The organism is Neobacillus muris (assembly GCF_943193175.1).
Classification (GTDB): Bacteria; Bacillota; Bacilli; order Bacillales; family Cytobacillaceae; genus Neobacillus; species Neobacillus muris.
The window spans coordinates 1-26,030 of sequence record NZ_CALPDF010000050.1 but is presented as its reverse complement, the minus strand read 5'-3'; the positions used below and the strand labels follow the sequence as shown (position 1 = coordinate 26,030).

Below are 26,030 nucleotides of genomic sequence, written 5' to 3'. Positions count from 1 at the left end.
GCAAATAAAAAAAGCTGAGAACTATTTCTCAACTTTTCGGGCGATGTTCCTGGTGAAATTGTCACTATTTATTGATAAATATGGAATAGCATCAGTTCGTGAATCTGGCCGGCAATGGCTTCTTGGTCTTGTGCGGGAGGCAGTGACGTCCATTCTATTTTTCCGGTTTGGTGATAAATTCCAGTGAATCTTTGGTTTTTATAGTAAAACGAAAACGTCCAGCCCGGAATATTTTTTCCCTCAAAGAGCGGTTTAAACTGATAGTGCATAATCATACCCGTGTCCCCCTGGATTTTTTTCAGCTACTAAAATCTTACCTTTTTTGAGAAAAAATTTAAATGGACTTTTGGTCGGTTAATTGGAGGAATAACTCACAGAGCCGAGTAATTTTTTTCTCTTCAATTTCCAGTTCATCAAAGTTCATTGGTTTCGAATTGACTTCATAGATAAAATATTGACCTGATTCACTGATTCCTGCATCAACGGTAAATTCACCAAAAAAACCGTAACGCTCTGACAAAGCCGGCCCTATGGCAGGAATAATGGTTTCAATAAAATGATCATGGGCATTGCATTGGACGATGGAATAGGGGAGAAGCTTTCCTCCTGCAGGAATATGGGTCGTGATTTCCTGTTTTTGCGATTGACGAATGCCAACCCCAGTTACCTGATAGCCCGATTTGCCGGAGTGGGCAAGAATCCGAAAATCATATCGATATCCTTGGTATTCAGCTGAAAGGATGTCTTCTTGTGCTAAATACGGCTTATTCATCAGTGTTTCGCACCAGTGATCCCAGAATTGCTCGAAGGACGAATAGGTAAACCGTTCCTTTAGGCCCTCCAGGCAAATTTGATTGGCGGAACCAAAACTCATACGGTAAATGCCTCTGCCCCTTGAGGAATTGGCGGGTTTTAAGTAAATTTGAGAATATTGGTTAAGGAATAACCGAAGTTCCTGTTTTTCATTGGCGAGTATCGTTGCAGGCAAATGGCTTTTTAGGATAGGATGATTCTTTATTAATTGATAAAGCTCAAACTTGTCGATAAAACATGGATTAAAAAAAGGGATCTTCCTTTCTTTTAAATTTGCAAAAAAGTGCTGGACTGCCTCGTCTTTTTCTGCCTTACGGAAAGGAATCCGATTATAGACGAGATCTGGGTAGGGGAAATTTTTTTTTATCCACCTATTATGATCAAATGAAAAAATATAGCCGGTTATAAATTCTTTATCAACGCCTTCAACCGTAAAAATATAACTCAAGGCATGATGGGCGGCCAGCTCTTTTTGCAGGCCAATAAAAAGCTGGCTGTTTCCTGCGATGGAGCCATTTGATTTTTGTGCCGTCATGACGCCGATGAGGGGGCTGGGATGGTTCATTTATATAATTCCTCTGGATGCAGTAAGGCTTGCTCTGTTAAAAATATAGAAAATGCCAGGGATAACTTGTGTGTTTCAAAATCAAATGGCTTTAATTTCGGATGGCTAAAGATGGACCGGCCTGGTTTTGAATTTGCCTCAAATAGCCAAACGTCTCCATGGCGGTCAATTCCTAAATCAAATCCAATTTCGCCAATGATGCCCTCAACATTTTGTTCCAGGACTTTACTTAATTGCAAGGCTGCATCCGACAGCTTTTTTGTATAAAGCTCTGCTTCCTCTTTGGTGAATATTTCATTTAATGTTTTAACTTCTCCGCCGCTTCGTTTGTGGGTGGTGACACTGCCGTGGCCGGCCACTTTTGCGGCAATGGCCGATACATGCCAGCTGCCTAAATCGTCTTTATTTGTATGGATCCGAAAATCTACCGGACGCCTGTTTATTCGCAGTAAATGAATTCCTTGCTGCACAAGCATATTTTCAAGTGTTTGATTCGGAAATACCCATTTAAACAATAGCTCAAGGCTGGGAAATTTCCGCAGACGGTTCATGCCTTCTTGATCTTGATATCGGCAGAAATAATCGGTTGAATGCTTATCATAGAGAATTTGATGAACTCCTAAGCCGAGGCTGCCGTTTTTTGGCTTGATATAAACATGGCCATACTTAGCCAGCATGGTTTCAATTAAAGAGAAGGAAGTGAATGGATGCGTTTCCGGTAGATAGCCGTCTACAGAGTCATCCTGCTGCAAACGGTCATAAATATCGAGTTTATTAAAAAAACCGGGATTGAACCAAGGAATTAAGTACTCCTTCTGCAGGCGCTGCTTGATTTTGATTAGCCTTGGGCTCCTCTCAATTTTCCGATTAGGCAGCCGGTCGTAAATAACATTTGGGAACGGAACTTCCTGCCGATGCCAAGAATGTTGTTGATAAAAATATCCATCAATGGTCCCTTGCTCCCAGTTGATATCGTGATCACCAAATAGGAATGGAAGGGCGCCAACTGTTTTATTGACCGATAGGAGCTTTTTAAAGAACTCGGTTCGTTCACCTATAGGATTGGCGGGATCATCCATGAATCCTGCCGTAAAAATTCCTACCAGCGGTCCAATATAAAGAGTTTCATTTTCAATAAAGGCATGCAATGCTTGTTGACTATCAGGAAATTTTAATCCCTTTTGTATTTCTCGGCTTAAGACAATCCGATCCTGTTTATCGGGATGCGGAAGAAATTCTATTTCCATAGAGAGTGAACCGAAAGCCATTCGTTTTAACTGTTGCTCCTTTAAAAGGGAGGGGGGGCAAAAAGCAATTAGTTGGTCATTTTGAACAACCTCAATGTGATAACGTTCTCGCATAGATGCTCTTCCTTTCTGTTTGTTCCTTCTGGGAAAGGTACCTTCCATAAAGGAGCGGAGCGCGGTACAGGGTTTCCGCTAACTCTGGGTGAGTTTGAAGCAGAACCTTCCTCCCGGGTTTTGAATTGATATCGAGTATCCAAATGGAGCCGTTTTTGGCGATGCCAATATCGGCCCCAATTTCAAATAAAGGCAGGAATTCCTTTTCTAGCAGTTTCGGCAGCTCTGTTAAAATATAATGCAATTCCTGCTTTATATAGTCAGCGCTTGAAGGAGGCAAAGAAGAAATCCATTCGGAAAAGCTAATAACCGATCCGCCAGCACTTAAATTTGATAAAATTCCCCCGGACTGTCCGATGCGAATCCCTCGGCCAAGCTCTCTCCATTTTCCTTGTTCGTTTTTTTGCAGCAGTACTCTAATATCAAAAGGCTGCAAGTTTTGATTGTATAATTCATAATAAGGCTGCATCATATAGGGGAATCTTGTGACTAATGAATCCAGCCATTTCATGAATTTCGATTCATTTGGAAAGATCCTCGAAACTAATTTATTCTGTTTTTCTGTTTTGACATGGATCGTTTTGTTACTTCTCTTTAGAAAGTAGATGCCATGCCCCTGCGATCCATTGATAGGCTTTAAAATGATTCTATCTTTGGCTGCCAGTTCTTTTAATACAGCTTTTGAGTCATTCGCTGGCTGGCTCTGCGGCAAGTAGGGAGACAATTTGGTAGTCTTTAATGTATCATATAGCTCCAGTTTATTAGGCAGTCCATAGCCTAAAAAGGTGACATCTCCGCGCTTCTTTAACCAGGATACAATTGCTAAACATTGCTTGGAATGTTCATCCTCTCCATAAAAGCAGCGGTCATAAAGAATAGCGGGGACAGGAAATTCTGCATCCATCCAGCCGTTTGCTTCTGAATCATACTTCATGCCTTTAACCTGTTGAGTATGTGGATGAATTCGGGAAGGAATAAACCGGCAGCATTCCATTCCATACGATTTGGCGAGCGCCGCTATCTCATTGATGTAGGGTGCCTCACTTTCTAGGTGCAAACTCATAATTCCAATGGCTGTCAATTTAGCCAGCCTCCTTTTCTATCATAAAGTCGAAAGCAAGAGTTGTACAAATGGCCGTAATCGCTTTTGCAGAGGGTCTAATCTTTCCCTTATGGTCTTCGAACACCTTCGAAGGTTTGGAGTTTACCTCGATCAGCCAAGGTTTGCCACTTCCGTCAACTCCAATGTCTATTCCCAGTTCCCCTACAAGTCCTTGCTCGGTATTTCCGATTTGTTCAGCGGTTTTGCAAGCCAGTTCTTTCATCCAGTTGAGTGTTTCCTGCGCTTTCTGCCGGCCCATGCCAGACAGTAAGGCAGCCAAAGGCCGCATGACGGCTCCCCCTCTAGCCAAATTGGAAACAAATTCATCTTTTGCACAGACTCGGGCCAACGATGAGGTTGCTTTCCAGCTGTCATCACTTTTTTTATGGCATAATACCCGAAAATCCATTGGGCAGGATTCGTATGTTAAGAAGGATATCCCTTGTTGAACCAGATACAAACGATTCGGCAGCATTGGTTTTATATATTGGTACAGCCCTGGTACGGAAAGGTCAATCACAGAAGTTTCTGCTGGTTGTTTGGCAGAGGACGTAAGGGCAAATTGATTATCGGCCGTTTTCATAAGCTTCATAATGTTTCTCCCTTGGCTTCCGTGGACGGGTTTAACAAACACGGATTCAAATTTTTGAATCATTTCCACTAACGATTCTTTTGAGAAAATTTTAGTTTCAGGCAAATAAGGGGATAAATGGAACGCTTTGTTCAGTTCGAGGTATACTTCCCATTTTGAAAGAAACCTGTCATTAAAGATCGGAATTCCGAGTTGCTCAAGTGTATTCCGAAATGTCTTGAAGGAATCTGAGTGTTCCGCTTTACGAGAATGGATTCGGTTGTAAATGACATCCGGCAGGCAGAGGTTTGCCCTAATCCATTTTCCATTTTCAAAATAGTAACCTTGAGAAGGAAATTGTTCATAGGAAAATACATAAAAAAATCCGCCCATCTCACGAATCCAATAGTCCAGTTCTTCACAAAAGGCATGAACAGAACGAAAGTCTGGTTCGGTGCCGGCTGCAAATTTAAAATCGGTCAAAAGACCAATAACAGGGCCGAGAAAGAGTGTATTCTTCTCAGGCAGATAGTTTGCCAGAAATTTGTAGGGATGAACAGGCAGTCCAAAGGCTTCTATCATTCTTTTGGGCATCACCAGCTCCTTAGTTTCTGATTGAATGGCTTGAACTGCTGTGCTAATCTCTTTCTTTCCCAGAACCAATTTTATTGGCTGCTCTTGTTTGATGTTTAAATCTTTCATTAATTGACGGGATATCTGAACGAACCCATCATTTGGTCGTAAGGAATCCTCTGGTTTTATTAATAAAGAGGTTAGTGAAGGTGCCATAACCACTCCTCATTTTTTCGTCTATATAATAGGCATTTGTAGTATGGTATGTGATTGCCAGCCTAATGGTGAGATGAACATTCTCGCATTTCATCGAATAGTTTGTTATAGTTTAGGAATATTGTTTTATGAAGGAGTGTACTTAAGTGGCAATTAATTTACATGAATCCGCACAAAGCTTAGAAACAGCCATCCGGCAAAGTGAAGAGTTTAGAGAACTGCAGCAGGTGTATCAAGAGGTAAACGATGATCGGGCAGCCAAGCAAATATTTGACCAGTTCAGGCAAATTCAAATGACCCTCCAGCAAAAGCAAATGGCCGGCCAGAATATCACCGAGCAGGATGTACAGGCGGCACAGTCAATCGAAATGCAAGTGCAGCAAAATGAAAAAATTACCCGGCTTATGCAGGCAGAACAAAGAATGAATATGGTGATTGGGGAATTAAACCAAATTATTTTAAAACCATTAGCAGAGTTATACGGCCAGTTTTAGGCCCAATCGGGTGCTTCCGGATTCGTGAAATCGGAAGCATCTTTTTTGTTTCATGTGCCATTTGCTTGCTCTGTTTGTTCTATAAATGCATGGAAAAACATAAAAGTGGTAGTAGAGGAATTTTCCACCAAGAACAAGGGGGCAACGTAATGATCTATCGCTTGCTTGCGTTAAATATTGATGGTACAGTGCTTCAAACAAATGGCAGAATCCATAAGTCAACGAAGGATGCGATTGACTATGTGCAGCAAAAAGGGGTCTATGTAACACTGGTTACCTCTCGTGCCTTTCCTGCAGCCAAAAAGATTGCCAAGGCATTAAAAATATCAACACCATTGGTGACACATCAGGGGGCATATATTGCCGGGGAAGAAAAAAAGCCGATTTATGTCAAGCGCATTTCTGAAGATATTACGTACGATACCATTCAATTCCTAGAGGCCCTGCCTTGTCAAATCCGCCTTGTCCATGAACAATTCTCTTTAGCCAACAAATATAAAATTCATCATAGCCTTTTGGCAAAAACCGTATTTACAACAGGCGATCCGTTTGTATATTCCCAGCAATTTGTCTCTTCCTTAAGTGAATATTTGCACGAACAACCAATGACTCCTCCTAAAATTGAGGTTTATTTTGAAGAAAAGCGTGACTTAGCAGATGCCAAGAAGGCACTTAAGACCATGTTTACTGAGATTGAGGCGATCCAGCTCGATCCGCTGCGTTTGGACATTGTACCGGCCGGCGTATCAAAGCTTACAGGGTTAGCATACCTTGGAAGCCAGATTGGCTTTGACTTAAAGGAAATGGTCTACATTGGCGACGGTTGGGATGATATTCCATTAATAGAAGCGGCAGGACTGGGTGTCTCGATGTGGAATGCGGATTTTGAAGTGAAAAAAGCGTCGGATTGGGTCACAAGATCGCAAAATGAGCAAGGTGTGGCTTATATGGTCAAGGAGCACTTTAGGAAGCAGCAGCCGATTGAGTTTCTTAGAAAAATGAAAATCATAAAAAAATGATTTAGCAGGATATCATGGGCTATAAGCCTTTGATATCTTTTTGTTTTGGTGAATCATTTCCACTATATTGACCTTGCTATTTTGATTTTGTAAACTTAAGGGAGTTTATTTTTGAAAGGTGATTCGTTTGCGAATATTAATAACTGGGCTAGAGGATGAAAGATTTAACAGGCCGTTGCAGCTGATTGCTAATTTGTTTTTCGAAGAGTCAGAGATTATTGCAGCGGCTGATGAACATCATGATTTTCAGATTAAATTCGAATTGAATGTTCAAGATAAATTAGCGGTTACGGCGGAATTGCAAGATTCAGATGAAAAAGTGTTTAGGTCTGCTTATGAGCAGGATCTACTCCCGGCTGAAACGGAAAAAGAACGCTTCAAACAAGTGAAAAACGCTGTGTCTCATGTATATTTAACGGTCCTTCAAGAATTTACGGACATTAGGCAAAAATGGGGGATTCTAACAGGAGTCCGGCCGACGAAGCTGCTTCACAAGAAAAATCAGGAAGGTGTTCCAATGGAACAGGCCCATCAGCAGTTACGGGAAGAGTACCTGATTACGGATGAGAAAATCCAATTAATGCAGCAGATTGTTGACCGTCAGCTGGCGGTTGTTCCGGATTTATATTCATTAAAAAAGGAAGTCAGCATCTATATCGGCATCCCTTTTTGTCCGACAAAATGTGCTTACTGCACATTTCCAGCCTATGCGATCAACGGGCGTCAAGGTTCAGTGGATTCATTCTTGGGAGGACTTCATTACGAAATGAGAAAAATGGGTGAATGGCTTCGGGAGGCTGGAATCCGAATAACAACCGTTTATTATGGAGGAGGAACACCTACCAGTATCACCGCAGAAGAAATGGATATGCTTTACGAAGAAATGTACTCATCATTCCCGGATGTAGACAAAATTCGTGAAATTACAGTTGAAGCGGGGCGTCCTGATACGATTACTCCTGAAAAATTGGAAATCCTTAAGAAATGGAACATTGACCGTATCAGCATCAATCCGCAATCCTATACACAGGAAACGTTGAAGGCGATTGGACGGCACCATACTGTTACGGAAACCGTAGATAAATTCCACCTAGCCCGGGAACTTGGCATGAATAATATTAATATGGACCTGATTATCGGGCTGCCGGGAGAAGGGCTCCAGGAATTCTCTCATTCTTTAGCCGAAACTGAAAAATTGATGCCGGAATCATTGACTGTCCACACGCTGTCCTTTAAAAGAGCGTCTGAAATGACTAAGAATAAGAATAAATATAAAGTGGCCGGACGCGACGAAGTTGAAAAAATGATGGAGCTCGCCCAAGATTGGACAATCAATCATGGTTATGTTCCTTATTATTTATACAGGCAGAAAAACATTCTTGGCAATTTGGAAAATGTCGGCTATTCGCTCCCAAATCAAGAAAGCATATACAACATTATGATCATGGAAGAGATGCAGACGATCCTTGGGTTAGGATGCGGTGCCTCCAGTAAATTTATCCATCCTGCAACAGGAAAAATCACTCATTTTGCCAATCCGAAGGATCCTAAATCCTACAATGAAGGATACGAAGATTATACGGAAAAGAAAATAAAAATATTGGAGGAAATATTCTCCGAAAAAGCTGCACCAGCTTAAATATGGTAAGTCCAAAACAAAGATACTATGGAAGCACAGGCCATTTCTTTTTAAAGAAAAAACCTGTGCTTTTATTTTCGGTAGTTTTTTTAGAAGAGTTCCCTTGGAATAGGATGAAAAATTCAATATATTAAGAAATTTTATTTTTTATTCACTTCATTCCCTATATAATAGAGTAGAAGGAAAATGGAATGGGGAGGGGTTCCTATGTCATTAAATTATTTAACCGATAAGGTAAATCTGAAGGTGGCTGGACGAGTGGCAACACTTGAAATGAATCGGCCTGAAGCCTTAAATGCTATGGACGTTGAAATGATTAGGGGTATGGTTTGCAGGCTGAAAGAAATAAGTAAATCTGATGATATTGATATTCTCGTGATAACAGGCAAGGGCCGGGCCTTTTCATCTGGCGGTGATATTAAAACCATGCTTTCAAATATGAATGGAAGCGATTTCTTTCTAATTATGGACAGCATCAGCGAATTGATTATTACTCTTTACAGCATGCCCAAATTAACAATAAGCGCGATATCTGGTGCTGCGGCAGGCTTAGGTTTCAGTTTAGCTCTTGCTGCGGACTACATCATTGCAGATCAATCAAGCAAGCTGGCCATGAACTTCATCGGGATTGGTTTAATCCCAGACGGCGGAGCTCACTTTTTCTTGGAAAAAAGATTAGGTGAAACAAAAGCTAAACAGATTATTTGGGATGGAAAAATGATGAGTGCAGAGGAAGCTTTAAAGCTTGGGCTCATTCAAGAGGTTGCAGAAGGCAGCATTGAAGAGGTACTCCATATGCGGACCCTGGACTGGTTAAGCCGCCCGATTCAAGCAATGATTAAAACAAAGAAAATCCTTGCGGAGAAGAATCGGCCGCAATTGTTAAAAATTTTGGAATTAGAGAAATTCGGACAGCAAAAAATGCGTGAAACAAAGGATCATAAGGAAGGCATTCAAGCGTTTATTGAAAAAAGAAAACCTGTATTTATCGGTAAATGAGAAAGAATGACTCACACTTCACGTGATGAGTCATCCTTCTTTGTTTTATGGATGATTTTTTAAGAATGGAACAGTAACAGTTTACCCGCTGGAGATGTGCAGCGATATGTTTTATCTAAAAGGTTCTTCTCTGCCAAAAATTGCTCTCCATGTTTCTTGGCGGCATCATCATTTTCAGCCTGAAAGGTTTCGTCTAATATCTTTTCACCGTTTGCTTCGAAAGCTGTTAATTTGTACATTTTCATTCTCATCCCCTCCGATAACCTCTTAATCCAATCTTATTTTTGCATAATTTCGTCAATTTAGCAAAAGAAAACTTTTCCACCGTTTTATGGTATATTTGCAATAGAAAGGAAGGGGTGTTGATATGTCCTTAAAGCTGGAACATGTTACAAAAAGGTTTGGACAATTTACTGCCGTAAATGATTTATCACTGGAGATTCCTGAAAGGGAGATGTTTGGATTTTTAGGAGCAAATGGAGCTGGAAAGACAACTACGTTTCGAATGATTTTAGGATTGCTAGATGCTAGTGAGGGACAAATTACTTGGGACCGCCATCCATTGAATTACAGCACAAGCCATTTAGTAGGCTATCTTCCTGAGGAAAGAGGACTATATCCGAAACTAAAGGTTCGTGACCAGCTCATTTACTTAGCTAGATTAAGAGGAATGCCAAAAAACGAGGCACTGGCCGAATTAAGATTGTGGTTGGAAAAATTTAAAATTCCAGAATATGAAAATAAAAAGGTAGAAGAACTTTCAAAAGGCAACCAGCAAAAAATCCAATTCATCGCGGCTGTTATACATAAACCGAAATTAATAATATTGGATGAGCCATTCAGCGGTCTCGACCCGGTGAATGTAGAACAGTTAAAGGGAGCTGTTCTATCTTTAAAGGAAAACGGGGCGACTATTGTTTTTTCAAGCCATCAGATGCACCATGTAGAGGAAATGTGTGAACACTTATGCATTTTGCATAAAGGGAGACCAGTAGTTCATGGGGCTTTAAAGGAAATCAAACGGACCTTTGGAAAGAAGAACTTAATGATTCATGCGGATTTCCCATTAGACTACTTAAAGGACCACCCTGGAGTCGTGAAGAGCAGAATGACAATGGAAGGTGCTGAATTGCAGATTGAGGGTGAACTAGTCGCTGAAAATATTCTTCAAGAGATTGTTGGAAAAGGATTCATCCGAAAATTTGCCCTCGAAGAGCCATCTTTAAATGATATCTTTATCGAGAAAGTAGGGAATTCCTATGAATAGTTTTTGGATTATTTTGTTTCATACATACTTTAATAAACTGAAAAGCAAATCGTTTATTGTGACGACACTTCTTACTGTAGTGATTGTCTTGGCTTTGACGAATATTCAAAATATCATTAACCTCTTTGATGAAAATGGCGGCCAGGAAAAGGTAGCTGTGCTGGATGAAACCGGGCAGCTGTATGAGCCGTTCAAGCAGCAAGTTAAAACTATAAACAAAGACATTCAATTAACCTTGTATAAGGGAAGTGACAAGCAAGCCGAACAAGCAGTCGAAAAAGGAGACTATCAGGGGATTATTACTTTGCGGTTCAACGAGGAGCAGCTTCCAGAAGGCATATTTAAAGCAATGAGTATTGCTGACTCTTCCTTGTTTACCGACCTAGAGACGAGCTTACAGCAGGTTAAAACAATGCTGGCAGCGTCCCAAATGAACTTAACAGCGGCCCAGCTGCAGAAATTATATGAACCAGTTGATTTTGACAAAGTAGCACTTGAGAAAAATGCAAAAACAGAAGAAGAACTTAATCAGGCAAGAGGGCTTGTCTATATTCTGCTGTTTATCATTTATTTTGCCGTTATCATGTATGCCAATATGATTGCCATGGAGGTTGCGACAGAGAAGTCTTCAAGAGTGATGGAAATTTTGATTTCCAGTGTCTCTCCCATTAAGCAGATGTTTGCCAAAATTCTTGGGATTGGACTATTAAGCTTAACACAGCTAGCTGTCTTTTTAATTGTCGGTTATACTTCTTTTAAGAAGAATATGGATTCGCTGAATAACGGGTTTTCTGAAGTTTTCGGCTTTGGAGATATTCCTGGTGCAACGATTTTTTATGCCGTGGTATTCTTTATACTGGGCTACTTTCTTTACGCAACACTTGCTGCCTTCCTTGGTTCGCTTGTCAGCAGAATCGAAGATGTTCAGCAAATGATCACCCCGATGACCCTCTTGGTGGTCGCTGGATTTATGATTGCCATGTTTGGGCTGGGGAAGCCGGATGCACCATTTATAACAGTTACCTCCTACATTCCATTTTTCACCCCAATGATCATGTTTCTGCGTGTAGGCATGCTGACGATTCCCGTGTGGGAGGCCATATTGGGTATTGCCATACTCACGGCAACCATTATTGTTTTAGCGGTGTTTGGCGCCCGGGTATATCGCGGCGGAGTTTTAATGTATGGAAAGTCGAATTCCTTTAAAGATATTAAAAAGGCATTGCAATTAACAAAAAATGACTAGTTATCTAAAGCTTTACCTTTTTCGGTAAAGCTTTTTTATACTTTTTTATACAGAACGTGCATTCGTATTTTGCTGATGATACAATAGAGAAAAGCTATGTGGAAAGGAATAAAACTATGGGGAATATATCATTTATTCATGCGGCTGATTTGCACTTAGACAGTCCGATGGTCGGATTGAAGTATCTGCCTGCCGAGATTCTCGCTAGAGTAAAAGAAAGCACATTTACGGCATTTAAAAAAGTGACGGCTGCTGCTATTGAACGGGAAGTCGATTTTGTGATCATTGCAGGCGACTTATTTGACGGGGAAGACCGCAGTCTCCGAGCGCAATCCCGTTTTCGCGCCGAAATGCTGAAACTTGAGGAAAAGGGGATTCCTGTTTTCATAGTCCATGGGAATCATGATCACCTAAAGGGTTCATGGGTACACATGGAAATGCCTAGGAATGTCCATATATTTGATACAGAGGTTGAATGTAAAACCATTACGGCCAAAACAGGAGAAATCGTCCATTTATATGGATTCAGCTATGGAACAAGGCATGTGTTCGATCGTAAAATAGATGATTATCAAAAGGTGGCAGGTGCAGATTTTCATATCGGGATTCTGCACGGAAATGAGAGAACAAGAACCGATCATGATAATTATGCCCCTTTTTCGATTCGTGATTTGCAGGAAAAGGAATTTGATTATTGGGCGCTTGGACATATACATAAACGGGCCGTATTATCGGAAAGCCCACCTGTTGTCTATCCTGGCAACATTCAAGGGAGGAACAAAAAAGAAACGGGAAGGAAAGGTTTTTATCATGTTTCCTTGACGAATTATGGAAGTGAAATGGACTTTATCGAAGCTTCGGATATTGTTTGGGAAGAGGCGTCCATCGATGTAAGTGCTGCTGTGAGCTTTCATGAAATCTACCAATTATGCTTGCAAGCAATCAATCAATTTCGCCGTGACGGGATCGGGACTCTTTTAAGCCTGACACTTAACAATGTTCATTTGACGGATGAACTAGAGGCAAAAAGTTTAGACCGGGACCTGCTTGAACTGCTGTTAGAAGATGAGAAGGATGACCAATCGTTTGTATGGCTTGTGAATCTAACCATTTTAACTGGGAAGCAGGCAGATAGGGGCCAGCTGAAACTGGAGGCAAATTTCTATTCCGAACTCTTCGATATTATCGATCACTATCAAGTGCAGGACCAAGATCAAGCATTAGCTCCATTATATGAGCATTCTTTAGGCAGAAAATATTTAACCGGCTTAACAGAGCAGGAGAAGCGGGAACTAGTGGAACGAGCTGAAAAACTGCTGATTGACCTGCTTTATCATGAATAGTAGGGGAGGGTTGTTATGAAAATCATCTCAGCCAATATTTATGGCTTTGGCCAATTAGAAAACGTTAAAATTGAACATTTTGAAAACTTTCAGGTTTTCTTTGGTGGGAATGAGGCGGGAAAATCTACCTTGTCTGCGTTTTTAACTTGCATTTTATTTGGATTCCCTGCTAAACAGCAGGCAGAGCTGCGCTATGAACCGAAGCATAGTGCTAAATATGGGGGGAATCTGAAAATCTGGCATGAGAAGTACGGCTATTGTGTCATTGAACGGATAAAAGGAAAAGCTGCAGGCGATGTCACCGTCGTCTTGAATGATGGAACGACTGGGGGCGAGGAGCTTCTGGGAAAGCTGCTGGATCATTTTGATAAAAGCATTTTCCAAGCTATTTTTTCTTTTAATTTGCATGGACTGCAAAATATCCATCAAATGAAAGGAGAAGAATTAGGCAAATTTTTATTTTCCGCAGGAATGTTAGGAACCGAGCGGCTCTCGAAAACGGAAGCTGTTCTTCAAAAGGAGCTGGACTCACGGTTTAAGCCAGGTGGAAAAAAACCATTTCTAAATGAAAAATTACATGAACTGCATGGAATCAGCCAAGAATTGAAAAAAGCTGCTGCCAAAAATAATGAGTATGAAGCTCTCCTTACAGCCAAACAAACGCTGCAGGTAGAAATCGGTGAAATTAACGGCAGGATTGCCGAGCTTCAAGCCAAAGTGGATAAATTACAAGAATGGAAGAGAATAGAACCGTTAGTAAAAGAGGAGATGTGGACAAGGAAAGAACTGGAGGCACAAGGCGAGATCAACTTCCCTGTCCGGGGAATTGAAAGGCTGGAAAATGTAAAGCAGTTAATCCTTCCGTTAAATGCGGAAATAGCGAGCCTTACTGAGCGAATTGGAATGGCCAAACAAGACTTAGCTTCCCATCAGCCAAATGAAGCTTTATTGGGCGAGGAAGCAGCCATTCTCTCTATTCTAGACCAGGCGTCCATCTATGAGCAGTTAAAAAATGACGCTCAACAGTGCGAGCTAAAACTGGCTGATACGGAAGAGGAACTCTCCATCCTCAAAGAGAAACTGCATTTGCCATTAGAGGAAGAAGATGCCCTGTCGATTAACACGAATTTTTTTATGAAAAACCAGGTAGAACAGCAGACGAGAAACAATAACAGGCTGGAAGAAGCCAAACAAGAATTGGAAAAACAATATCAAGAAGAAAAGCTGCGCTTAGAAGCGATAGAAAAAGAAGTCAGGTTAACGGAAAGCCTTTGTTTATCCAAACAGGAGCGGACACGGCTGGAAGATATGTTACATGGAAATGATAAAAAGAGCTTAGAGGAACAATTAGGCAGAATAAAAGATAAAATCACTTTCTATCAGGAATCCATCGTGCAGAACCGGGCCTCCAGCACCAGATTTAGGCTGCAGTTAATCATTTTCGCATTCGTTCTGGCCGGGTTTGCCGTTTATGGGGTACTGACTGAACAGTGGATATTGCTGGGGTTAGGACTGATTGGCGGATTGCTTCTTGCAGTTTTTTTCTTCCTAAATGGAAAAAATCAAAAAGATCATCAGTACACAAGGAAACTAGAACAGTTGCAAAATCAAGAAAAGCAGCTCACCGATGAGCTGAGGTCGGCCGAATATCAGGATGTCGAAAAACTGGCAAGCCAATTAAAACAGGATGACCGGAATAAGGAGCAGCTGCACTTGTTAAACATAAAGCTGAATCATCAACAATCCCAATTTGAAAGGATTATTGTTAAGTTTGAAGAATGGGAGGCAGAGTCGGCTAAGAATAAAGCTAAGCTTAATTCTTTGAGCAGAGAATTGAAGATACCCGATTACCTGGCCTCATCCTTTCTGCTTGAAGCCTTTCAATTAATAGAACAGTTCAAAGCTAATTACAGGGAAAAACAACAGTGGACTTCGAAGCTGCAACAAATTAGAGACCAGCAGAAAAAGCTTGATCGGCAGTTTAGCATCTATGAGCAGCGTTTTTTATCACAGAGAAGTGGAGATATTCCAAAGATTACTTATTTACTGCGGAAAAAGTTAAAGGAAGAGCAAGAAAAAATGATTACCCGCCGTGAGAGACAAAGCAAGCTTTCAGAACTAGAAACCGAACTAGCGCAAAAAACGACCGAGAGAGACCATCTTCAGAAAGAATTTAACAGATGGATTAGGAATGCAGGTGCCGAAACGGAACAGCAATTCTATGAGCTTGGGAAAAAAGCTGACAAAATACTAGAGCTGAAGGATAGACTTGCTGCTATTGAAGGACAGCTGCATTTTTCAATTCTCTCCCGACAAGAAAGGATAGAGAATTTGCAAATCCATCAAGTGGAGGACATGATGGATGAAATCTCCACTGAAGCAGAGAGGCTCAACCAAGTCTTAAAAACGCAGCATGAAAAACAGGCGTCCGTAAACTACGAAATTCAAATTCTGGAAGAGGGCGGCATATACTCTGATATTCTCCATCGCTATAAACAGAAAAAATTTGAACTGGAAGAGGCAGCGAAAGAATGGGCGGTTTACTCCCTTGCTCAGGACATCCTATTTCGGACAATAGATAAGTATCAAAATGAACACTTACCAAGGATGCTTGCTAAAGCTGAGGAGCTTCTAACATTTCTAACCGATGGGTCCTATCAAAGAATCTACCTGCATCCAGCGGGCACCGGTTTTCGGGTCGAGAGGCGTGACCAAACGGTATTTGAGGCAAATGAATTAAGCCAAGCGACGGCAGAACAGCTTTATGTTTCCATTAGATTGGCTTTGGCTTTAACCATATATGAAAAATATCAATTACCAATCATTATCGATGACAGCTTTGTTAATTTTGATTCTAAAAGAACAGGAAAAGTGTTACATTTATTGCGGCAGTTAGGACAAAACCAAATCTTATTCTTTACATGTCATGACCATTTATTATCACATTTTTCAAAAGAGAATGTTGTTAGGCTAGATGCTGTGAAAGTATCATAGAGTTCAGAGAGTAGGTTTTAAGATAGAGATTAAAGGAGTGAGTCAGTTGGGAAAAGGGATTGCCCATTATGAAGTTGGAGAACAGGTTGAATTGTTTCTGTTAATAAAAAGTGCTGCAAAAGGGATTGCCAGTAATGGAAAACCATTTCTGACGTTGATTCTCCAAGATAAAAGTGGAGAAATTGAGGCTAAGCTTTGGGATGTCAATGAAGAGGATGAAAAAACGTACGCTGCGCAAAATGTGGTGAAAGTCGTGGGTGACCTGCAAAATTACCGCGGAAAGAGCCAGTTGAGAATCCGGCAAATTCGGAAATCAGGAGCAGCAGACGGTCAAAATCTGGATGATTTCCTGCAAGCTGCTCCATTGAGCCAAGACCAAATGGCCAGTAAATTAACCCAGTATATATTTGAAATGAAAAACCCAAATATCCAAAGAATTACCCGCCATCTAATAAAGAAGCATCAAAAGGCATTTTTAGAATATCCGGCAGCAACAAAAAATCATCATGAATTTGTTTCAGGTCTTGCCTACCATGTTATTAGCATGCTTGATTTGGCTAAGTCCATTGCCTCTCTCTATCCAAGCCTTGATACAGACCTTCTGTATGCAGGTGTCATCTTGCATGATATGGGAAAGGTAATGGAATTATCAGGGCCTGTGTCTACGGTGTATACACTGGAAGGCAATTTGCTTGGCCATATTACCATCATGATCAATGAAATAGGAAAAGCAGCCGAGGAATTGGGAATCTCCGGTGAAGAGGTACTTATATTGCAGCATTTGGTACTCAGCCATCATGGAAAAGCTGAGTGGGGCAGCCCGAAGCCACCGCTAGTAAAAGAAGCTGAAATATTGCACTATATTGATAACCTCGATGCAAAAATGAACATGCTGGACCGCGCATTAGACAAAGTAAAGCCAGGAGAGTTTACCGAGCGGATCTATGCATTGGATAATCGCTCATTTTATAAGCCTGTGTTTCATAAATAAATGAAAAAATAACCCGTCCACCGGGTTATTTTTTTGTTTCTGTGTATATTTCGTGTTTGCTGGAATATCCTTTATTAAAAAGTGGACAACCATATAAGGGGGTAGAGAAAATGACAATACCTATTTGGGTATATGCTGTGGTGGCTGGAATTGTGATAAGTGCGTTAATGGCCATTAAAACTGGAAGGGAAGAGCGGCAGCTTGAAATGGAAGACATTGAACGTGAAGGCGAAATTTATATGCAGCGTCTTGAACAAGAAAAGGAAATGAAAAAGGGCATAAAAGCCACGAACGAATAATAAAAACGGAAGCACCCTTGAAGTGCTTCCGTTTTTGCTGATTATTCTCCAGATGTGGAAAGGTCAAGCGCGTCTTTTAAGTCTTTATCATTTACTTTTGCATCTGCATCTTTCAGTTCGCGTTCCATAGCTTTATTAATGTCATCACTGGTTAATTTAGATGACTTTAATTCATACTCAAGATCTTTCTTCATATCATCATAGGAGCCTTTTTCCTTTATATCGGTTACTTGGATGATATGATATCCGAATTGTGATTTAACAGGTCCGCTAATCTCATCCTTTTTAAGCTTATATGCTGCAGCAATGAAATCAGGATCATAGGACGCAGCATTTTGGTTGTTTATTGTGCCCAGGTCACCGCCGTTATCCTTTGTGCCCGTATCTGTGGAGTATTCTTTGGCAAGATCTTCAAATTTGCCGCCAGCATCCAATTTTTGCTTCACTTCATTTGCTTTTGCTTCATCATCAACAAGAATGTGACGAACTTTTATGTCCGTTTTGTAGTTATCGTAGTATTCTTTTAGTTCCTTATCGGTTACTTTAATATCCTTCATAGCAGCTTTTTCCTGAAGCATGCCAAGCTTCATTGTTTCCTTTAAGTCATTTTCATCTTTATAGCCGTACTGAGTAAGGGTTGCCTCGAAATTTTCTCCAAGCTGTGCCTTTAATTCGTCAATCTTTTTATTTAATTCTTCATCAGTCACTTTATATTTTTTTGAGAGGACTTTTTCATACATGAGCTGCTGCAGGGCCTGGTCACCGATTTTGTCCTTCATTGTATTGTAAAGCTCTTCTTGTGTGACGTCTCCCGCCTTACTTTCTGCTACCGTATCAGAACCCGCATTGCAGGCACCTAATGTTAGTACGCTGCCCGTCAAAGTCAAGGCAATAATCCATTTTTTCATGTTTTTAATCTCTCCTATAAGTGAATTCTTATGGCTGTTTGTCCATATCCTTTACTATATCATAAATGGTTACTACTGCAAAAAGAAAATCCCAATCATTTTGTAAATTTAGACAAAATTCTCGAAAACTTTTCCACAAAAATAAGTTAACCGCCTAGTCGAAATGGAAAGCTGTTGAATAGTATATGGTAGAAAGTGCAAAAACCGCAGGATTTCCTGCAAATTTGGCTCTTGTTTTTGAATTGGGAAAAAACAGAGTTAATGGGTTCTATTCAACTTTGACACGGGAAGGAGGAAGGAATATGTCTGGTGCTGCTGGATATGGAGCAGGATTTGCGTTAATCGTTGTTCTGTTCATTCTCTTGATTATTGTTGGTGCTGCTTGGGTTTGGTAATACAGCATAGAAAAAGCGATGAGATATTCCTCATCGCTTGTATTTTTATTTGCCAGGACTATGTATACAGAATTTCTACATATGAAGAAATCAGCAAGATTGTAATGAGAATATTAATAGTGCGAAACACTTTGTGCTGGCGCTCCTCCGGAATTTCTCTTTGAAGGCAGAGTATGCTAGTCATTTTATTAATATAAAATAATATAAAAATCGCTAAGATAATGAAAATGGAGATCATCACTGATTCCCTCCTTGTTGTACATTTTACCCCTACTACAATATCAGAAATCTTAAAAAAAAGATAGACATTTTGCAGGAAAGTCTGGTAGCATCATTTATGCTTGCAAAAAGGTTTAAGTAAATTTAGAAATGGCCATGATTAGTCTATATACTGCCATGTTTAGAAAGAAGGCTTTGAATTGTGAAGGATCTAGAAAACCTATGGGAAAAAGTGAGACTGCTGGAATACCATCAAAAATTGTTAGTAAAATTGACAAAAAATCCTGAGCTGGAGTTTCTGCGCCTGATCATTGAAAATGGCCTATCTGAACAAGAAGTGGAAGACATTTTGACTTTATGTGACAAATTGAATAAAAAATATGCAGACCAAAAAGCGGATGGATATTTGTATTTTCATCCGCTTTTAGAAGAATTTACAGATGCATTGCCCACTAACTTGGATACACAATCTGTTATTAAGGCATGCATAACACAGGGGCTTTATATGCCTCTTTTTCAGGAATTTTCAAAATACTTATAAGCACTTGGCGATTTAAGCAAGTTCAGTTTCAGTTTTCTCGTTTTTCCTGATTTTACCTTCTTCTTCGATGAATTGATTTTCAATATTGTTGAAGGACCGCTCAAAAATTTCCATAAAATCATCGCCATAAATATTGCGGACGATGGCCATTATTTCAATAATATCAGGGAACTTGCCATAAAGATTTCGAAGTGGCAATGCCCCAGACAAAACAGCATTTCCATCGGGCTGATAAGTTTCCATTAACTGGAGCAGAATGCTTTCTCCATCTGGTGTAAGCTGGATATACGTATTGCGCTTGTCGTTTTCTTTTTTAGAAAATTTAAGCAAACCCCTTTCTTCCAATTTTTTTGAAAAATTGAAAGCTGTTGAAACGTGCATGACACCAAACTTCGCTACATCCGATATGGAGGCGCCATTTAAATGATAGGCAATCCAAAGGATATGGTGTTCATTAATATTTAAATCAAAAGGCTTAATCCACTGCTGCCAGTCTTTCTCAATTGATTTCCAAAGGGCTTTGCTTAATTGGGCAATTCTTTGACTAAAAAAAAAATGCTTCCTTCATTGAATATTGTTTATCTGCCATCCCCATATTCACCTACTTTTATATTACTCTATTTTCATTATGCCAATAAAATAAAAATTAATAAAGTAAAAATTAACAAAATTTTTAGAAATTATGAATTTGTATTTTGAAAATATGATCTTTTAATCTATTTTAAAGGGTCTCCATGAATAATGGCAACTTTTAGAATATTTCAGATAAAAATAATTTATTTAAATAGTTATGTAGGAACTTTTCATACGAATGGACGGAAAATCATATAAATAGTTAACACAATTTATATCGGTAGCATTCAGGGGGATAATAGAATGATAAGCGCTGCTATCCTGTTTTTTATCTTAAGTGCGATTCTGCTTTTAGGTGCTGGCAAACATATAGTTGATTTGAGTAAACCAGGGGTTTATCCTCCAAAACAAATGATAAAAAAACGTACGGTTACTCTTTCTCTGGGGGCAGGCCTTTGCTTTTTGATTGCCATCCTGTTTTCCAATTTGTAAAATATTGAATTTAAGAAAAAGAACCCTTATTGGGGTTCTTTTTCTTAAAAGTATCCCGTCGATTATTTTTGGGTGACGGCAGCTGTTGATGATAAATTTGTTCTTTTGAATATGGACCGAGCTATTGGATACAAAATAACCATTACAATGGTGTTAATGACCACCGCAGGCAATACTCCTGCAGCAAACAATGCCAGGAATGGCCCAGGCAGACCAACAATATAGAAAGCAGATCCTAAAAAGATTGATCCGGAAATAATCGTGCCAACAGCTGTTAAAACTGCAACCCCGGCGGTAGTATTTGAATATTTTTTGAAGACAATAACTAATCCAAAAATGATTAGGGAAGTAAGCACCTTATCGATAATATTGGGGATTTGGCCTCCAGGAAAACTAGTCGTTAAAGCTGACAAAATCCCGGTTACAATTCCCATAAGTGCTGCACTTTTTATGTTTGGTATGAGTACAATTCCTAGGAACATCATGGCTAGCATCATGTCTGGCTTTATTTGCAAGAAAGCTGGCATTAACGTATGCAGAACAACCCCAATTCCGGCCAAAAGTGCTAATACCACCAAGTTTTTCGTATTCATTTCTCATCTCTCCTCTGCTTAACTAAGCTATTTATTCCTCCTGCAGTGCACTCGTTGCCTGCAGCGAAGAACTAAAAATATTATAACATATTAATATAATTTTAAGGAAGATATAATTTTCAGAGAATAGGATATTTATCCTATCCGGCTGCTGATATTTGCTGCCATTTCCTGAAGCTGCTCTGATGTGTAGTCACTTTGATTGCTTTTCCAGACTACTCCCAGTCCATCGCCCTTTCCATAGCGCGGGATTAAATGAATATGGAAATGGAAAACAGTCTGCCCCGCCAATTCTCCATTATTATTTATAGTGTTTAGAGCCTCAGGCTCAAATTCTTTTTTTAACGCCATTGCAATTTCAGGGACTGCAGAATAGACCTGCCCGGCAATTTCCGGGGTTAATTCAAACAAATTTTCTTTATGTACTTTTGGAATCACCAATGTATGTCCTTTTGTCACCTGGCTGATATCTAAAAAGGCTAATACATGTTCATTTTCATACACCTTTGCAGCAGGAATTTCCCCATTGATAATTTTGCAAAAAATACAGTCACTCATGTAAAACACAACACCTTTCAATTGAAGTTTGTATTATTTTACCATATAGGCACCAAAAGAAAAAGGCGGGACCGCATGGGATCCCACCCTTTCGAAGGGGAAATGCTTCAATTGGACGTTCATTCAGGAATGTTCTTTGACAAACACCTCATTTGGCAATAGAGTGTTTTTTAAGAAACATCATTGTTCAAGCTGACCATCCCCTGTTTGTTTTTATCGGTTTCCTACCTTTAAAAACGGATGACGATCTGCGATAAACACCTCATTTTCAGTTTATTGTCCTAAACTTTGGTGTTATTTGAACTCAAAATGGTTACTCTGCACATTGTACAATACAACCATCCCCTTATTTGGAACGTATAGAAGCTAATGGGTTTGAAAGAAAAGTGTCTTTTGTAAACACCTCATCTCAAGTTTTAGATGAATCACTTCATCACTGGAATTCCCCTTCGTAAATTATCATGTCCATTAGCAGCAGTTATATACACAATAAAATTACAATGACCAATTTCTATTTTTATCGGGAATCATTTGGTAAAATAATTAAAAATCATGAAATATGGAAGGGCGTTGCGAATGTCGTTATTAACGATTGAACATTTGGTTGGGGGATATACACGGAACCCAGTATTAAAAGATGTCTCTTTTGAAGTGGAAGAAAATGAACTAGTCGGCCTGATTGGCTTAAATGGAGCCGGAAAGAGTACAACCATTAAACATATTATCGGCTTAATGGAACCGCATCAGGGCGTTATTAAAATAAATGGTCAAACCATTTCGCAGGATAAGCAAGCCTATCGGCGGATGTTTACTTTTGTGCCGGAAACTCCTGTCTTATATGAGGAGTTAACATTAGCGGAGCATTTGCGGCTAACGGCTATGGCTTATGGCTTGGACGAGGATGACTGTGAGAAGCGAATGGCTCCATTACTGAAGGAGTTTCGAATGGAAAAACGGCTTAACTGGTTTCCCGCCCATTTTTCAAAAGGGATGAAACAGAAAGTCATGATCATGTGCGCTTTCTTGGTCCAGCCTTCGCTTTATATAGTGGATGAACCATTTGTTGGATTGGATCCGCTCGGAATCCAATCATTGCTGGATTTGATGAAAAAAGCAAAAGAGAGTGGTGCAGGCATCCTCATGTCCACCCATATTCTTGCTACAGCAGAGAGGTATTGTGACCGCTTTGTCATTCTTCATGAAGGGAAAATTCGGGCAAAAGGGACTCTTGACGAATTAAGGCAGCAATTCTCAATGCCAAATGCTACTTTAGATGACTTGTATATCCAACTGACAAAGGAAGAAAATTATGTTTGATGAGAAAAAGCTTTGGAGAGATCGGGCGGGTGCACGTGTTAAAGAATTGGGAAGATACTTAAAGTATATATTTAGCGGCCATTTGGTGATTGTGCTATTTTTCCTTGTTGGAACGGCTGCTTACTATTATCAGCAATGGATTGAAACATTGCCAGCGGATTTTCCTGCAGAATTGGTCACGGCTGTGGTGATCGGGATATTCTTGACGCGGAGCCCTGTTTACAATTTTTTGCTTGAAGCGGACCGGGTATTTTTAATCCCGTTGGAAACAAACCTAAAGGGATATTTCCTGCGTTCCGGTGTGGCCAGCATATCTTTTCAAGGATATATACTTTTAATGGTACTAGCTGTGCTGATGCCGATGTACGCTCATGTGAATAATAATGGATACCGCTTGTTCCTGCCGATTTTTATCGTGTTGTTAGTTATTAAGGCATGGAATCTGGCTGTCGGCTGGAAAATACATTTTTTTGTTCAGCTATCAGTCCACAGATGGGACCTGTTGACGCGCTTGTTGATGAATGTATTCTTTACGTATCTGTTGTTAAAACAAGCCAGCTTTTACCTTATTTTGTTATTAGGATTGATAATGGCCGCTTATTATGGATTTTTCCATGTCCGGACAAGCCCGCTCGGACTAAAATGGGATTTGTTAATTGAACAGGAACAAAAAAGAATGGCCTCTTTTTATCGATTGGCGAATCTGTTTACAGATGTGCCACAGTTAAAAGAATCCGTAAAGAGGAGAAAATGGCTTGATTTCTTGCTCAGGGGAATTTCATTTTCACAGGGTAACACTTATTTGTACTTGTATTCACGAACTTTTCTCCGTTCTTCAGATTACTTGGGATTATTCATTCGATTAACCATTATTGGAACGGCTGCTCTTTATTTCATTTCATTTGGAATTGGGCAAATATTGCTGATTGTCCTATTTTTGTATTTAACGGGTTTCCAGCTGCTGCCGCTTGTTCAACATCATCAGAATAAGCTGTGGGTTGATTTATATCCGGCAGCGGACAAAGCAAAGTGGTCGGCTTTTTCGTCGATATTAATGGTTATTTTAATAGTGCAAGACTTCACTTTTGCGTTATTTGTCTTGATTAAAGGCGAAACCCTTTTGGCATTGCTCGGTTTTGCAGTTGGTGTCATGTTTAACTATTTATTTGTATATATTTACAGTAAAAAACGCTTAAAATTTTAAATGAATGGGGCTTGCCCATGTTTAAGGTTTCAGGCTTTGCTCATCAATGATTTATTCAGGAGGCCGGCTCTTTTTGTGTCTGCCTCTTTTTTTGAAACCATTTGGTCTTTTTTTCGTAAATAACATATGTTCATGATGGGGGAGTAATAGAATGAATGACTATGAACTGCTGGTTTATGATGAAGTCCAAGACTGGAAAAGAAAAATAATCAAGCGTTCAGGGATGTTGAGCCGTGTTTCCAAAAAAGCTCAAGGGAAAATGAGCGAACTGATTCCTGAAAAGGTTCATGAGGTTATGACTGACAGCATTAAAGCAATGGTAAAGGCGACGCTGCTGGGGTCTCAGATGACAACGAATTCCCATCAAGCAAGAGGACTGTCTCTTCAAGAGAAAGATGGACTTCTCAGAAAAAAAGTGGAGACTTACCGGAAAACAGCTATAGTGGAAGGGGCGGGAACCGGAGCAGGCGGCATATTGTTAGGGTTGGCTGATTTTCCGCTGCTATTGACGATAAAAATGAAATTTTTATTTGAGGCTGCTGCTATCTATGGTTTTGATACAAAGGAATATGAGGAGCGATTGTTTATCCTGCATGTTTTTCAGCTTGCTTTTTCGAGTGATGAGATCCGGAAGCAAACCTTATCTGAGATAGAAAATTGGGAGGACCGTAAGAAGGTGCTGGGAGAAATGGATTGGCGAAGGTTTCAGCAGGAGTATCGTGATTTTATTGACCTGGCCAAATTGCTGCAGCTCGTTCCAGGAATTGGTGCCTTCGTGGGGGCATATGCAAATAATAACCTGCTTAAGCATTTGGGAGAAACGGCGATGAATGCCTATCGGTTAAGATTAATAACCAAGGTCCCAGAAGTCTAAGCAGCCTGGCACTTTTTTAAAAACTGTATTTTCTAAATATTTATTTGTACTATTATATAGATTTTTCTTACATTTTTTTTTATACTTTTAAAGTATTTAACTTAAAAGGGCACGAAAGGATTCACAAAAAAATGAGAGTATTAAACAAAATAGGCCTTTCTAGTATCATGCTTGTCGCAGCTGGAATCGTCTCAGTCATCATTTCCATTAAGGTGGGGGCGAACAGTCCATTCTGGCTGGACAGTAAAGTGGCGGATTGGTTTTCAGGAGTACCTGACTCCGTTATTCCATTCTTTGTTCAAATTACGGAGATGGGGGATAAAAAAGGAATTGGGGCAGTCGGCGTATTGGTTCTCCTATGGTTATTGTTTAAAAAGAAAAATTATTTAGGTGCAGGGGTTTTTGCCTTAGCTGTTGCACTCGGCAATGAAGTTAGCAACCTATTAAAGGATGCATTTGCACGGCCAAGACCCGAGATTGAACACCTTATTCATGTTACGAGCTATAGTTACCCCAGCGGCCACGCCATGGTTGGGATGATTGTCTATTTTTTAATTGCGTATCTGGTCATGGAATCGGTTCAGTCGAAAATTGGAAAGTCCATTACCATTGTAATCATAGCTTCATTATTGCTATTAATCGGAGCAAGCCGGATTATATTGCAGGTTCATTACCCATCGGATGTACTAGGCGGCTATGCATTAGGATTTTTATGGGTTTCTATTTGGATTGGTATATATCGATCTGTTAGACAGCGGCAAACACGAAAAAAGAGGCTGATTTAGCCTCTCAGATTGTCGAGAAAGGGTATTTTTCTCGGCAATTTTTTATTATCACAGAATCTAAATACCAAATTTATTGATT

The 26,030-nt window shown here is 40.0% G+C and carries 27 protein-coding genes and 1 pseudogene; 17 read left to right on the top strand and 11 right to left on the bottom strand.

Features of this window, described 5'->3' with window-relative positions; translation table 11 throughout:
- Nucleotides 1-68: 68 nt before the first annotated feature.
- The 5 genes from NFS43_RS21520 to NFS43_RS21500 are packed head-to-tail and all read right to left on the bottom strand — an operon-like array spanning nt 69 to nt 5,201.
- Entirely contained in the window at nt 69-275 is a 207-nt protein-coding gene (locus NFS43_RS21520; protein WP_251554898.1) for a YheE family protein, read from the bottom strand.
- 59 nt (nt 276-334) lie between these two features.
- On the bottom strand, nt 335-1,378 hold the full coding sequence (locus NFS43_RS21515) for a YheC/YheD family endospore coat-associated protein (RefSeq protein WP_251554897.1): 1,044 nt from the start codon (nt 1,376-1,378) through the stop codon (nt 335-337).
- On the bottom strand, nt 1,375-2,739 hold the full coding sequence (locus tag NFS43_RS21510; RefSeq protein ID WP_251554896.1) for a YheC/YheD family endospore coat-associated protein: 1,365 nt from the start codon (nt 2,737-2,739) through the stop codon (nt 1,375-1,377). The genes NFS43_RS21515 and NFS43_RS21510 overlap by 4 nt, the downstream gene beginning before the upstream one ends.
- Nucleotides 2,717-3,820, bottom strand: a complete 1,104-nt coding sequence (locus tag NFS43_RS21505; protein WP_251554895.1) for a YheC/YheD family endospore coat-associated protein — start codon at nt 3,818-3,820, stop codon at nt 2,717-2,719. Before NFS43_RS21505 ends, NFS43_RS21510 begins: the two co-directional genes overlap by 23 nt.
- Before the next feature lies 1 nt (nt 3,821).
- Nucleotides 3,822-5,201 carry a YheC/YheD family endospore coat-associated protein gene (locus NFS43_RS21500; protein ID WP_251554893.1) on the bottom strand — a complete coding sequence of 460 codons (1,380 nt, stop codon included), beginning with the start codon at nt 5,199-5,201 and terminating at the stop codon, nt 3,822-3,824.
- 146 nt (nt 5,202-5,347) lie between these two features.
- Between NFS43_RS21500 and NFS43_RS21495 the strand changes: the two genes are divergently transcribed.
- From NFS43_RS21495 to NFS43_RS21480, 4 genes are all read left to right on the top strand, one after another.
- Nucleotides 5,348-5,695 (top strand): YlbF/YmcA family competence regulator, encoded by a 348-nt coding sequence (locus NFS43_RS21495; protein WP_251554891.1) that lies wholly within the window; start codon nt 5,348-5,350, stop codon nt 5,693-5,695.
- 149 nt (nt 5,696-5,844) lie between these two features.
- Nucleotides 5,845-6,714 (top strand): Cof-type HAD-IIB family hydrolase, encoded by an 870-nt coding sequence (locus NFS43_RS21490; protein WP_251554889.1) that lies wholly within the window; start codon nt 5,845-5,847, stop codon nt 6,712-6,714.
- A gap of 127 nt (nt 6,715-6,841) precedes the next feature.
- Nucleotides 6,842-8,353: a coproporphyrinogen III oxidase gene (locus NFS43_RS21485; RefSeq protein WP_251554887.1), complete on the top strand. Its 1,512-nt coding sequence runs from the start codon at nt 6,842-6,844 to the stop codon at nt 8,351-8,353.
- 207 nt (nt 8,354-8,560) lie between these two features.
- Complete coding sequence (locus NFS43_RS21480; protein ID WP_251554885.1) at nt 8,561-9,352, top strand: enoyl-CoA hydratase; 792 nt, start codon at nt 8,561-8,563, stop codon at nt 9,350-9,352.
- Between the two features lie 59 nt (nt 9,353-9,411).
- On the opposite strand, the gene NFS43_RS21475 is transcribed toward NFS43_RS21480, so the two are convergent.
- Nucleotides 9,412-9,597, bottom strand: a complete 186-nt coding sequence (locus NFS43_RS21475; protein WP_251554883.1) for a YhzD family protein — start codon at nt 9,595-9,597, stop codon at nt 9,412-9,414.
- A gap of 122 nt (nt 9,598-9,719) precedes the next feature.
- On the opposite strand from NFS43_RS21475, the gene NFS43_RS21470 reads away from it, so the two are divergent.
- The 6 genes from NFS43_RS21470 to NFS43_RS21445 all read left to right on the top strand — a co-directional run bounded on the left by NFS43_RS21470 (nt 9,720) and on the right by NFS43_RS21445 (nt 17,492).
- Nucleotides 9,720-10,619: an ABC transporter ATP-binding protein gene (locus NFS43_RS21470; protein ID WP_251554882.1), complete on the top strand. Its 900-nt coding sequence runs from the start codon at nt 9,720-9,722 to the stop codon at nt 10,617-10,619.
- Entirely contained in the window at nt 10,612-11,865 is a 1,254-nt protein-coding gene (locus NFS43_RS21465; protein ID WP_251554881.1) for an ABC transporter permease, read from the top strand. Before NFS43_RS21470 ends, NFS43_RS21465 begins: the two co-directional genes overlap by 8 nt.
- A gap of 116 nt (nt 11,866-11,981) precedes the next feature.
- Nucleotides 11,982-13,208, top strand: coding sequence for a metallophosphoesterase family protein (locus tag NFS43_RS21460; RefSeq protein WP_251554880.1), 1,227 nt, complete (start codon nt 11,982-11,984; stop codon nt 13,206-13,208).
- A 15-nt stretch (nt 13,209-13,223) separates the two neighbouring features.
- Nucleotides 13,224-16,202, top strand: coding sequence for an AAA family ATPase (locus NFS43_RS21455; RefSeq protein ID WP_251554879.1), 2,979 nt, complete (start codon nt 13,224-13,226; stop codon nt 16,200-16,202).
- Nucleotides 16,203-16,248: 46 nt separating this feature from the next.
- Nucleotides 16,249-17,193, top strand: coding sequence for a 3'-5' exoribonuclease YhaM (yhaM, locus tag NFS43_RS21450; RefSeq protein WP_251554878.1), 945 nt, complete (start codon nt 16,249-16,251; stop codon nt 17,191-17,193).
- A gap of 110 nt (nt 17,194-17,303) precedes the next feature.
- Nucleotides 17,304-17,492, top strand: a complete 189-nt coding sequence (locus tag NFS43_RS21445; RefSeq protein ID WP_251554876.1) for a sporulation YhaL family protein — start codon at nt 17,304-17,306, stop codon at nt 17,490-17,492.
- 41 nt (nt 17,493-17,533) lie between these two features.
- Here the strand turns inward: NFS43_RS21445 and NFS43_RS21440 are convergent, their stop codons facing one another.
- The gene (locus NFS43_RS21440; RefSeq protein WP_251554875.1) at nt 17,534-18,400 is read right to left on the bottom strand and encodes a peptidylprolyl isomerase; all 867 of its coding nucleotides are present in this window, start codon (nt 18,398-18,400) and stop codon (nt 17,534-17,536) included.
- Between the two features lie 302 nt (nt 18,401-18,702).
- On the opposite strand from NFS43_RS21440, the gene NFS43_RS21435 reads away from it, so the two are divergent.
- Nucleotides 18,703-18,795 (top strand): YjcZ family sporulation protein, encoded by a 93-nt coding sequence (locus NFS43_RS21435; protein WP_251554874.1) that lies wholly within the window; start codon nt 18,703-18,705, stop codon nt 18,793-18,795.
- A 58-nt stretch (nt 18,796-18,853) separates the two neighbouring features.
- Here the strand turns inward: NFS43_RS21435 and NFS43_RS21430 are convergent, their stop codons facing one another.
- Nucleotides 18,854-19,033, bottom strand: coding sequence for a hypothetical protein (locus tag NFS43_RS21430; RefSeq protein WP_251554873.1), 180 nt, complete (start codon nt 19,031-19,033; stop codon nt 18,854-18,856).
- Between the two features lie 183 nt (nt 19,034-19,216).
- On the opposite strand from NFS43_RS21430, the gene NFS43_RS21425 reads away from it, so the two are divergent.
- Entirely contained in the window at nt 19,217-19,555 is a 339-nt protein-coding gene (locus NFS43_RS21425; protein WP_251554872.1) for a DUF1878 family protein, read from the top strand.
- Between the two features lie 12 nt (nt 19,556-19,567).
- Here the strand turns inward: NFS43_RS21425 and NFS43_RS21420 are convergent.
- Nucleotides 19,568-20,144 (bottom strand): annotated as a pseudogene (locus NFS43_RS21420) (HTH-type transcriptional regulator Hpr).
- Nucleotides 20,145-20,431: 287 nt separating this feature from the next.
- On the opposite strand from NFS43_RS21420, the gene yhzF reads away from it, so the two are divergent.
- Nucleotides 20,432-20,620, top strand: coding sequence for a membrane protein YhzF (gene yhzF / locus NFS43_RS21415; protein WP_251554871.1), 189 nt, complete (start codon nt 20,432-20,434; stop codon nt 20,618-20,620).
- Between the two features lie 62 nt (nt 20,621-20,682).
- On the opposite strand, the gene NFS43_RS21410 is transcribed toward yhzF, so the two are convergent.
- Nucleotides 20,683-21,213, bottom strand: a complete 531-nt coding sequence (locus NFS43_RS21410) for a tryptophan transporter (protein ID WP_251554870.1) — start codon at nt 21,211-21,213, stop codon at nt 20,683-20,685.
- A gap of 135 nt (nt 21,214-21,348) precedes the next feature.
- Complete coding sequence (locus NFS43_RS21405; RefSeq protein WP_251554869.1) at nt 21,349-21,771, bottom strand: HIT family protein; 423 nt, start codon at nt 21,769-21,771, stop codon at nt 21,349-21,351.
- Between the two features lie 576 nt (nt 21,772-22,347).
- On the opposite strand from NFS43_RS21405, the gene NFS43_RS21400 reads away from it, so the two are divergent.
- From NFS43_RS21400 to NFS43_RS21385, 4 genes are all read left to right on the top strand, one after another.
- Nucleotides 22,348-23,088 carry an ABC transporter ATP-binding protein gene (locus tag NFS43_RS21400; RefSeq protein WP_251554908.1) on the top strand — a complete coding sequence of 247 codons (741 nt, stop codon included), beginning with the start codon at nt 22,348-22,350 and terminating at the stop codon, nt 23,086-23,088.
- Nucleotides 23,081-24,292: an ABC transporter permease gene (locus NFS43_RS21395; RefSeq protein ID WP_251554868.1), complete on the top strand. Its 1,212-nt coding sequence runs from the start codon at nt 23,081-23,083 to the stop codon at nt 24,290-24,292. Before NFS43_RS21400 ends, NFS43_RS21395 begins: the two co-directional genes overlap by 8 nt.
- A gap of 151 nt (nt 24,293-24,443) precedes the next feature.
- Nucleotides 24,444-25,166: an EcsC family protein gene (locus tag NFS43_RS21390; protein WP_251554867.1), complete on the top strand. Its 723-nt coding sequence runs from the start codon at nt 24,444-24,446 to the stop codon at nt 25,164-25,166.
- Between the two features lie 131 nt (nt 25,167-25,297).
- Nucleotides 25,298-25,951 (top strand): phosphatase PAP2 family protein, encoded by a 654-nt coding sequence (locus tag NFS43_RS21385; protein WP_251554866.1) that lies wholly within the window; start codon nt 25,298-25,300, stop codon nt 25,949-25,951.
- Nucleotides 25,952-26,030: the final 79 nt, after the last annotated feature.

Coding starts and splice junctions, on each gene's coding strand:
- NFS43_RS21480 (WP_251554885.1), top strand. CDS start 8,561: ATGTCATTAAATTATTTAACCGATAAGGTAAATCTGAAGGTGGCTGGA.
- NFS43_RS21470 (WP_251554882.1), top strand. CDS start 9,720: ATGTCCTTAAAGCTGGAACATGTTACAAAAAGGTTTGGACAATTTACT.
- NFS43_RS21435 (WP_251554874.1), top strand. CDS start 18,703: ATGTCTGGTGCTGCTGGATATGGAGCAGGATTTGCGTTAATCGTTGTT.
- NFS43_RS21520 (WP_251554898.1), bottom strand. CDS start 275: ATGATTATGCACTATCAGTTTAAACCGCTCTTTGAGGGAAAAAATATT.
- NFS43_RS21445 (WP_251554876.1), top strand. CDS start 17,304: ATGACAATACCTATTTGGGTATATGCTGTGGTGGCTGGAATTGTGATA.
- NFS43_RS21500 (WP_251554893.1), bottom strand. CDS start 5,201: ATGGCACCTTCACTAACCTCTTTATTAATAAAACCAGAGGATTCCTTA.
- NFS43_RS21475 (WP_251554883.1), bottom strand. CDS start 9,597: ATGAAAATGTACAAATTAACAGCTTTCGAAGCAAACGGTGAAAAGATA.
- NFS43_RS21430 (WP_251554873.1), bottom strand. CDS start 19,033: ATGATCTCCATTTTCATTATCTTAGCGATTTTTATATTATTTTATATT.
- NFS43_RS21385 (WP_251554866.1), top strand. CDS start 25,298: ATGAGAGTATTAAACAAAATAGGCCTTTCTAGTATCATGCTTGTCGCA.
- NFS43_RS21455 (WP_251554879.1), top strand. CDS start 13,224: ATGAAAATCATCTCAGCCAATATTTATGGCTTTGGCCAATTAGAAAAC.
- NFS43_RS21395 (WP_251554868.1), top strand. CDS start 23,081: ATGTTTGATGAGAAAAAGCTTTGGAGAGATCGGGCGGGTGCACGTGTT.
- NFS43_RS21410 (WP_251554870.1), bottom strand. CDS start 21,213: ATGAATACGAAAAACTTGGTGGTATTAGCACTTTTGGCCGGAATTGGG.
- NFS43_RS21465 (WP_251554881.1), top strand. CDS start 10,612: ATGAATAGTTTTTGGATTATTTTGTTTCATACATACTTTAATAAACTG.
- NFS43_RS21440 (WP_251554875.1), bottom strand. CDS start 18,400: ATGAAAAAATGGATTATTGCCTTGACTTTGACGGGCAGCGTACTAACA.
- yhzF (WP_251554871.1), top strand. CDS start 20,432: ATGATAAGCGCTGCTATCCTGTTTTTTATCTTAAGTGCGATTCTGCTT.
- NFS43_RS21405 (WP_251554869.1), bottom strand. CDS start 21,771: ATGAGTGACTGTATTTTTTGCAAAATTATCAATGGGGAAATTCCTGCT.
- NFS43_RS21510 (WP_251554896.1), bottom strand. CDS start 2,739: ATGCGAGAACGTTATCACATTGAGGTTGTTCAAAATGACCAACTAATT.
- NFS43_RS21400 (WP_251554908.1), top strand. CDS start 22,348: ATGTCGTTATTAACGATTGAACATTTGGTTGGGGGATATACACGGAAC.
- NFS43_RS21515 (WP_251554897.1), bottom strand. CDS start 1,378: ATGAACCATCCCAGCCCCCTCATCGGCGTCATGACGGCACAAAAATCA.
- NFS43_RS21490 (WP_251554889.1), top strand. CDS start 5,845: ATGATCTATCGCTTGCTTGCGTTAAATATTGATGGTACAGTGCTTCAA.
- NFS43_RS21460 (WP_251554880.1), top strand. CDS start 11,982: ATGGGGAATATATCATTTATTCATGCGGCTGATTTGCACTTAGACAGT.
- NFS43_RS21390 (WP_251554867.1), top strand. CDS start 24,444: ATGAATGACTATGAACTGCTGGTTTATGATGAAGTCCAAGACTGGAAA.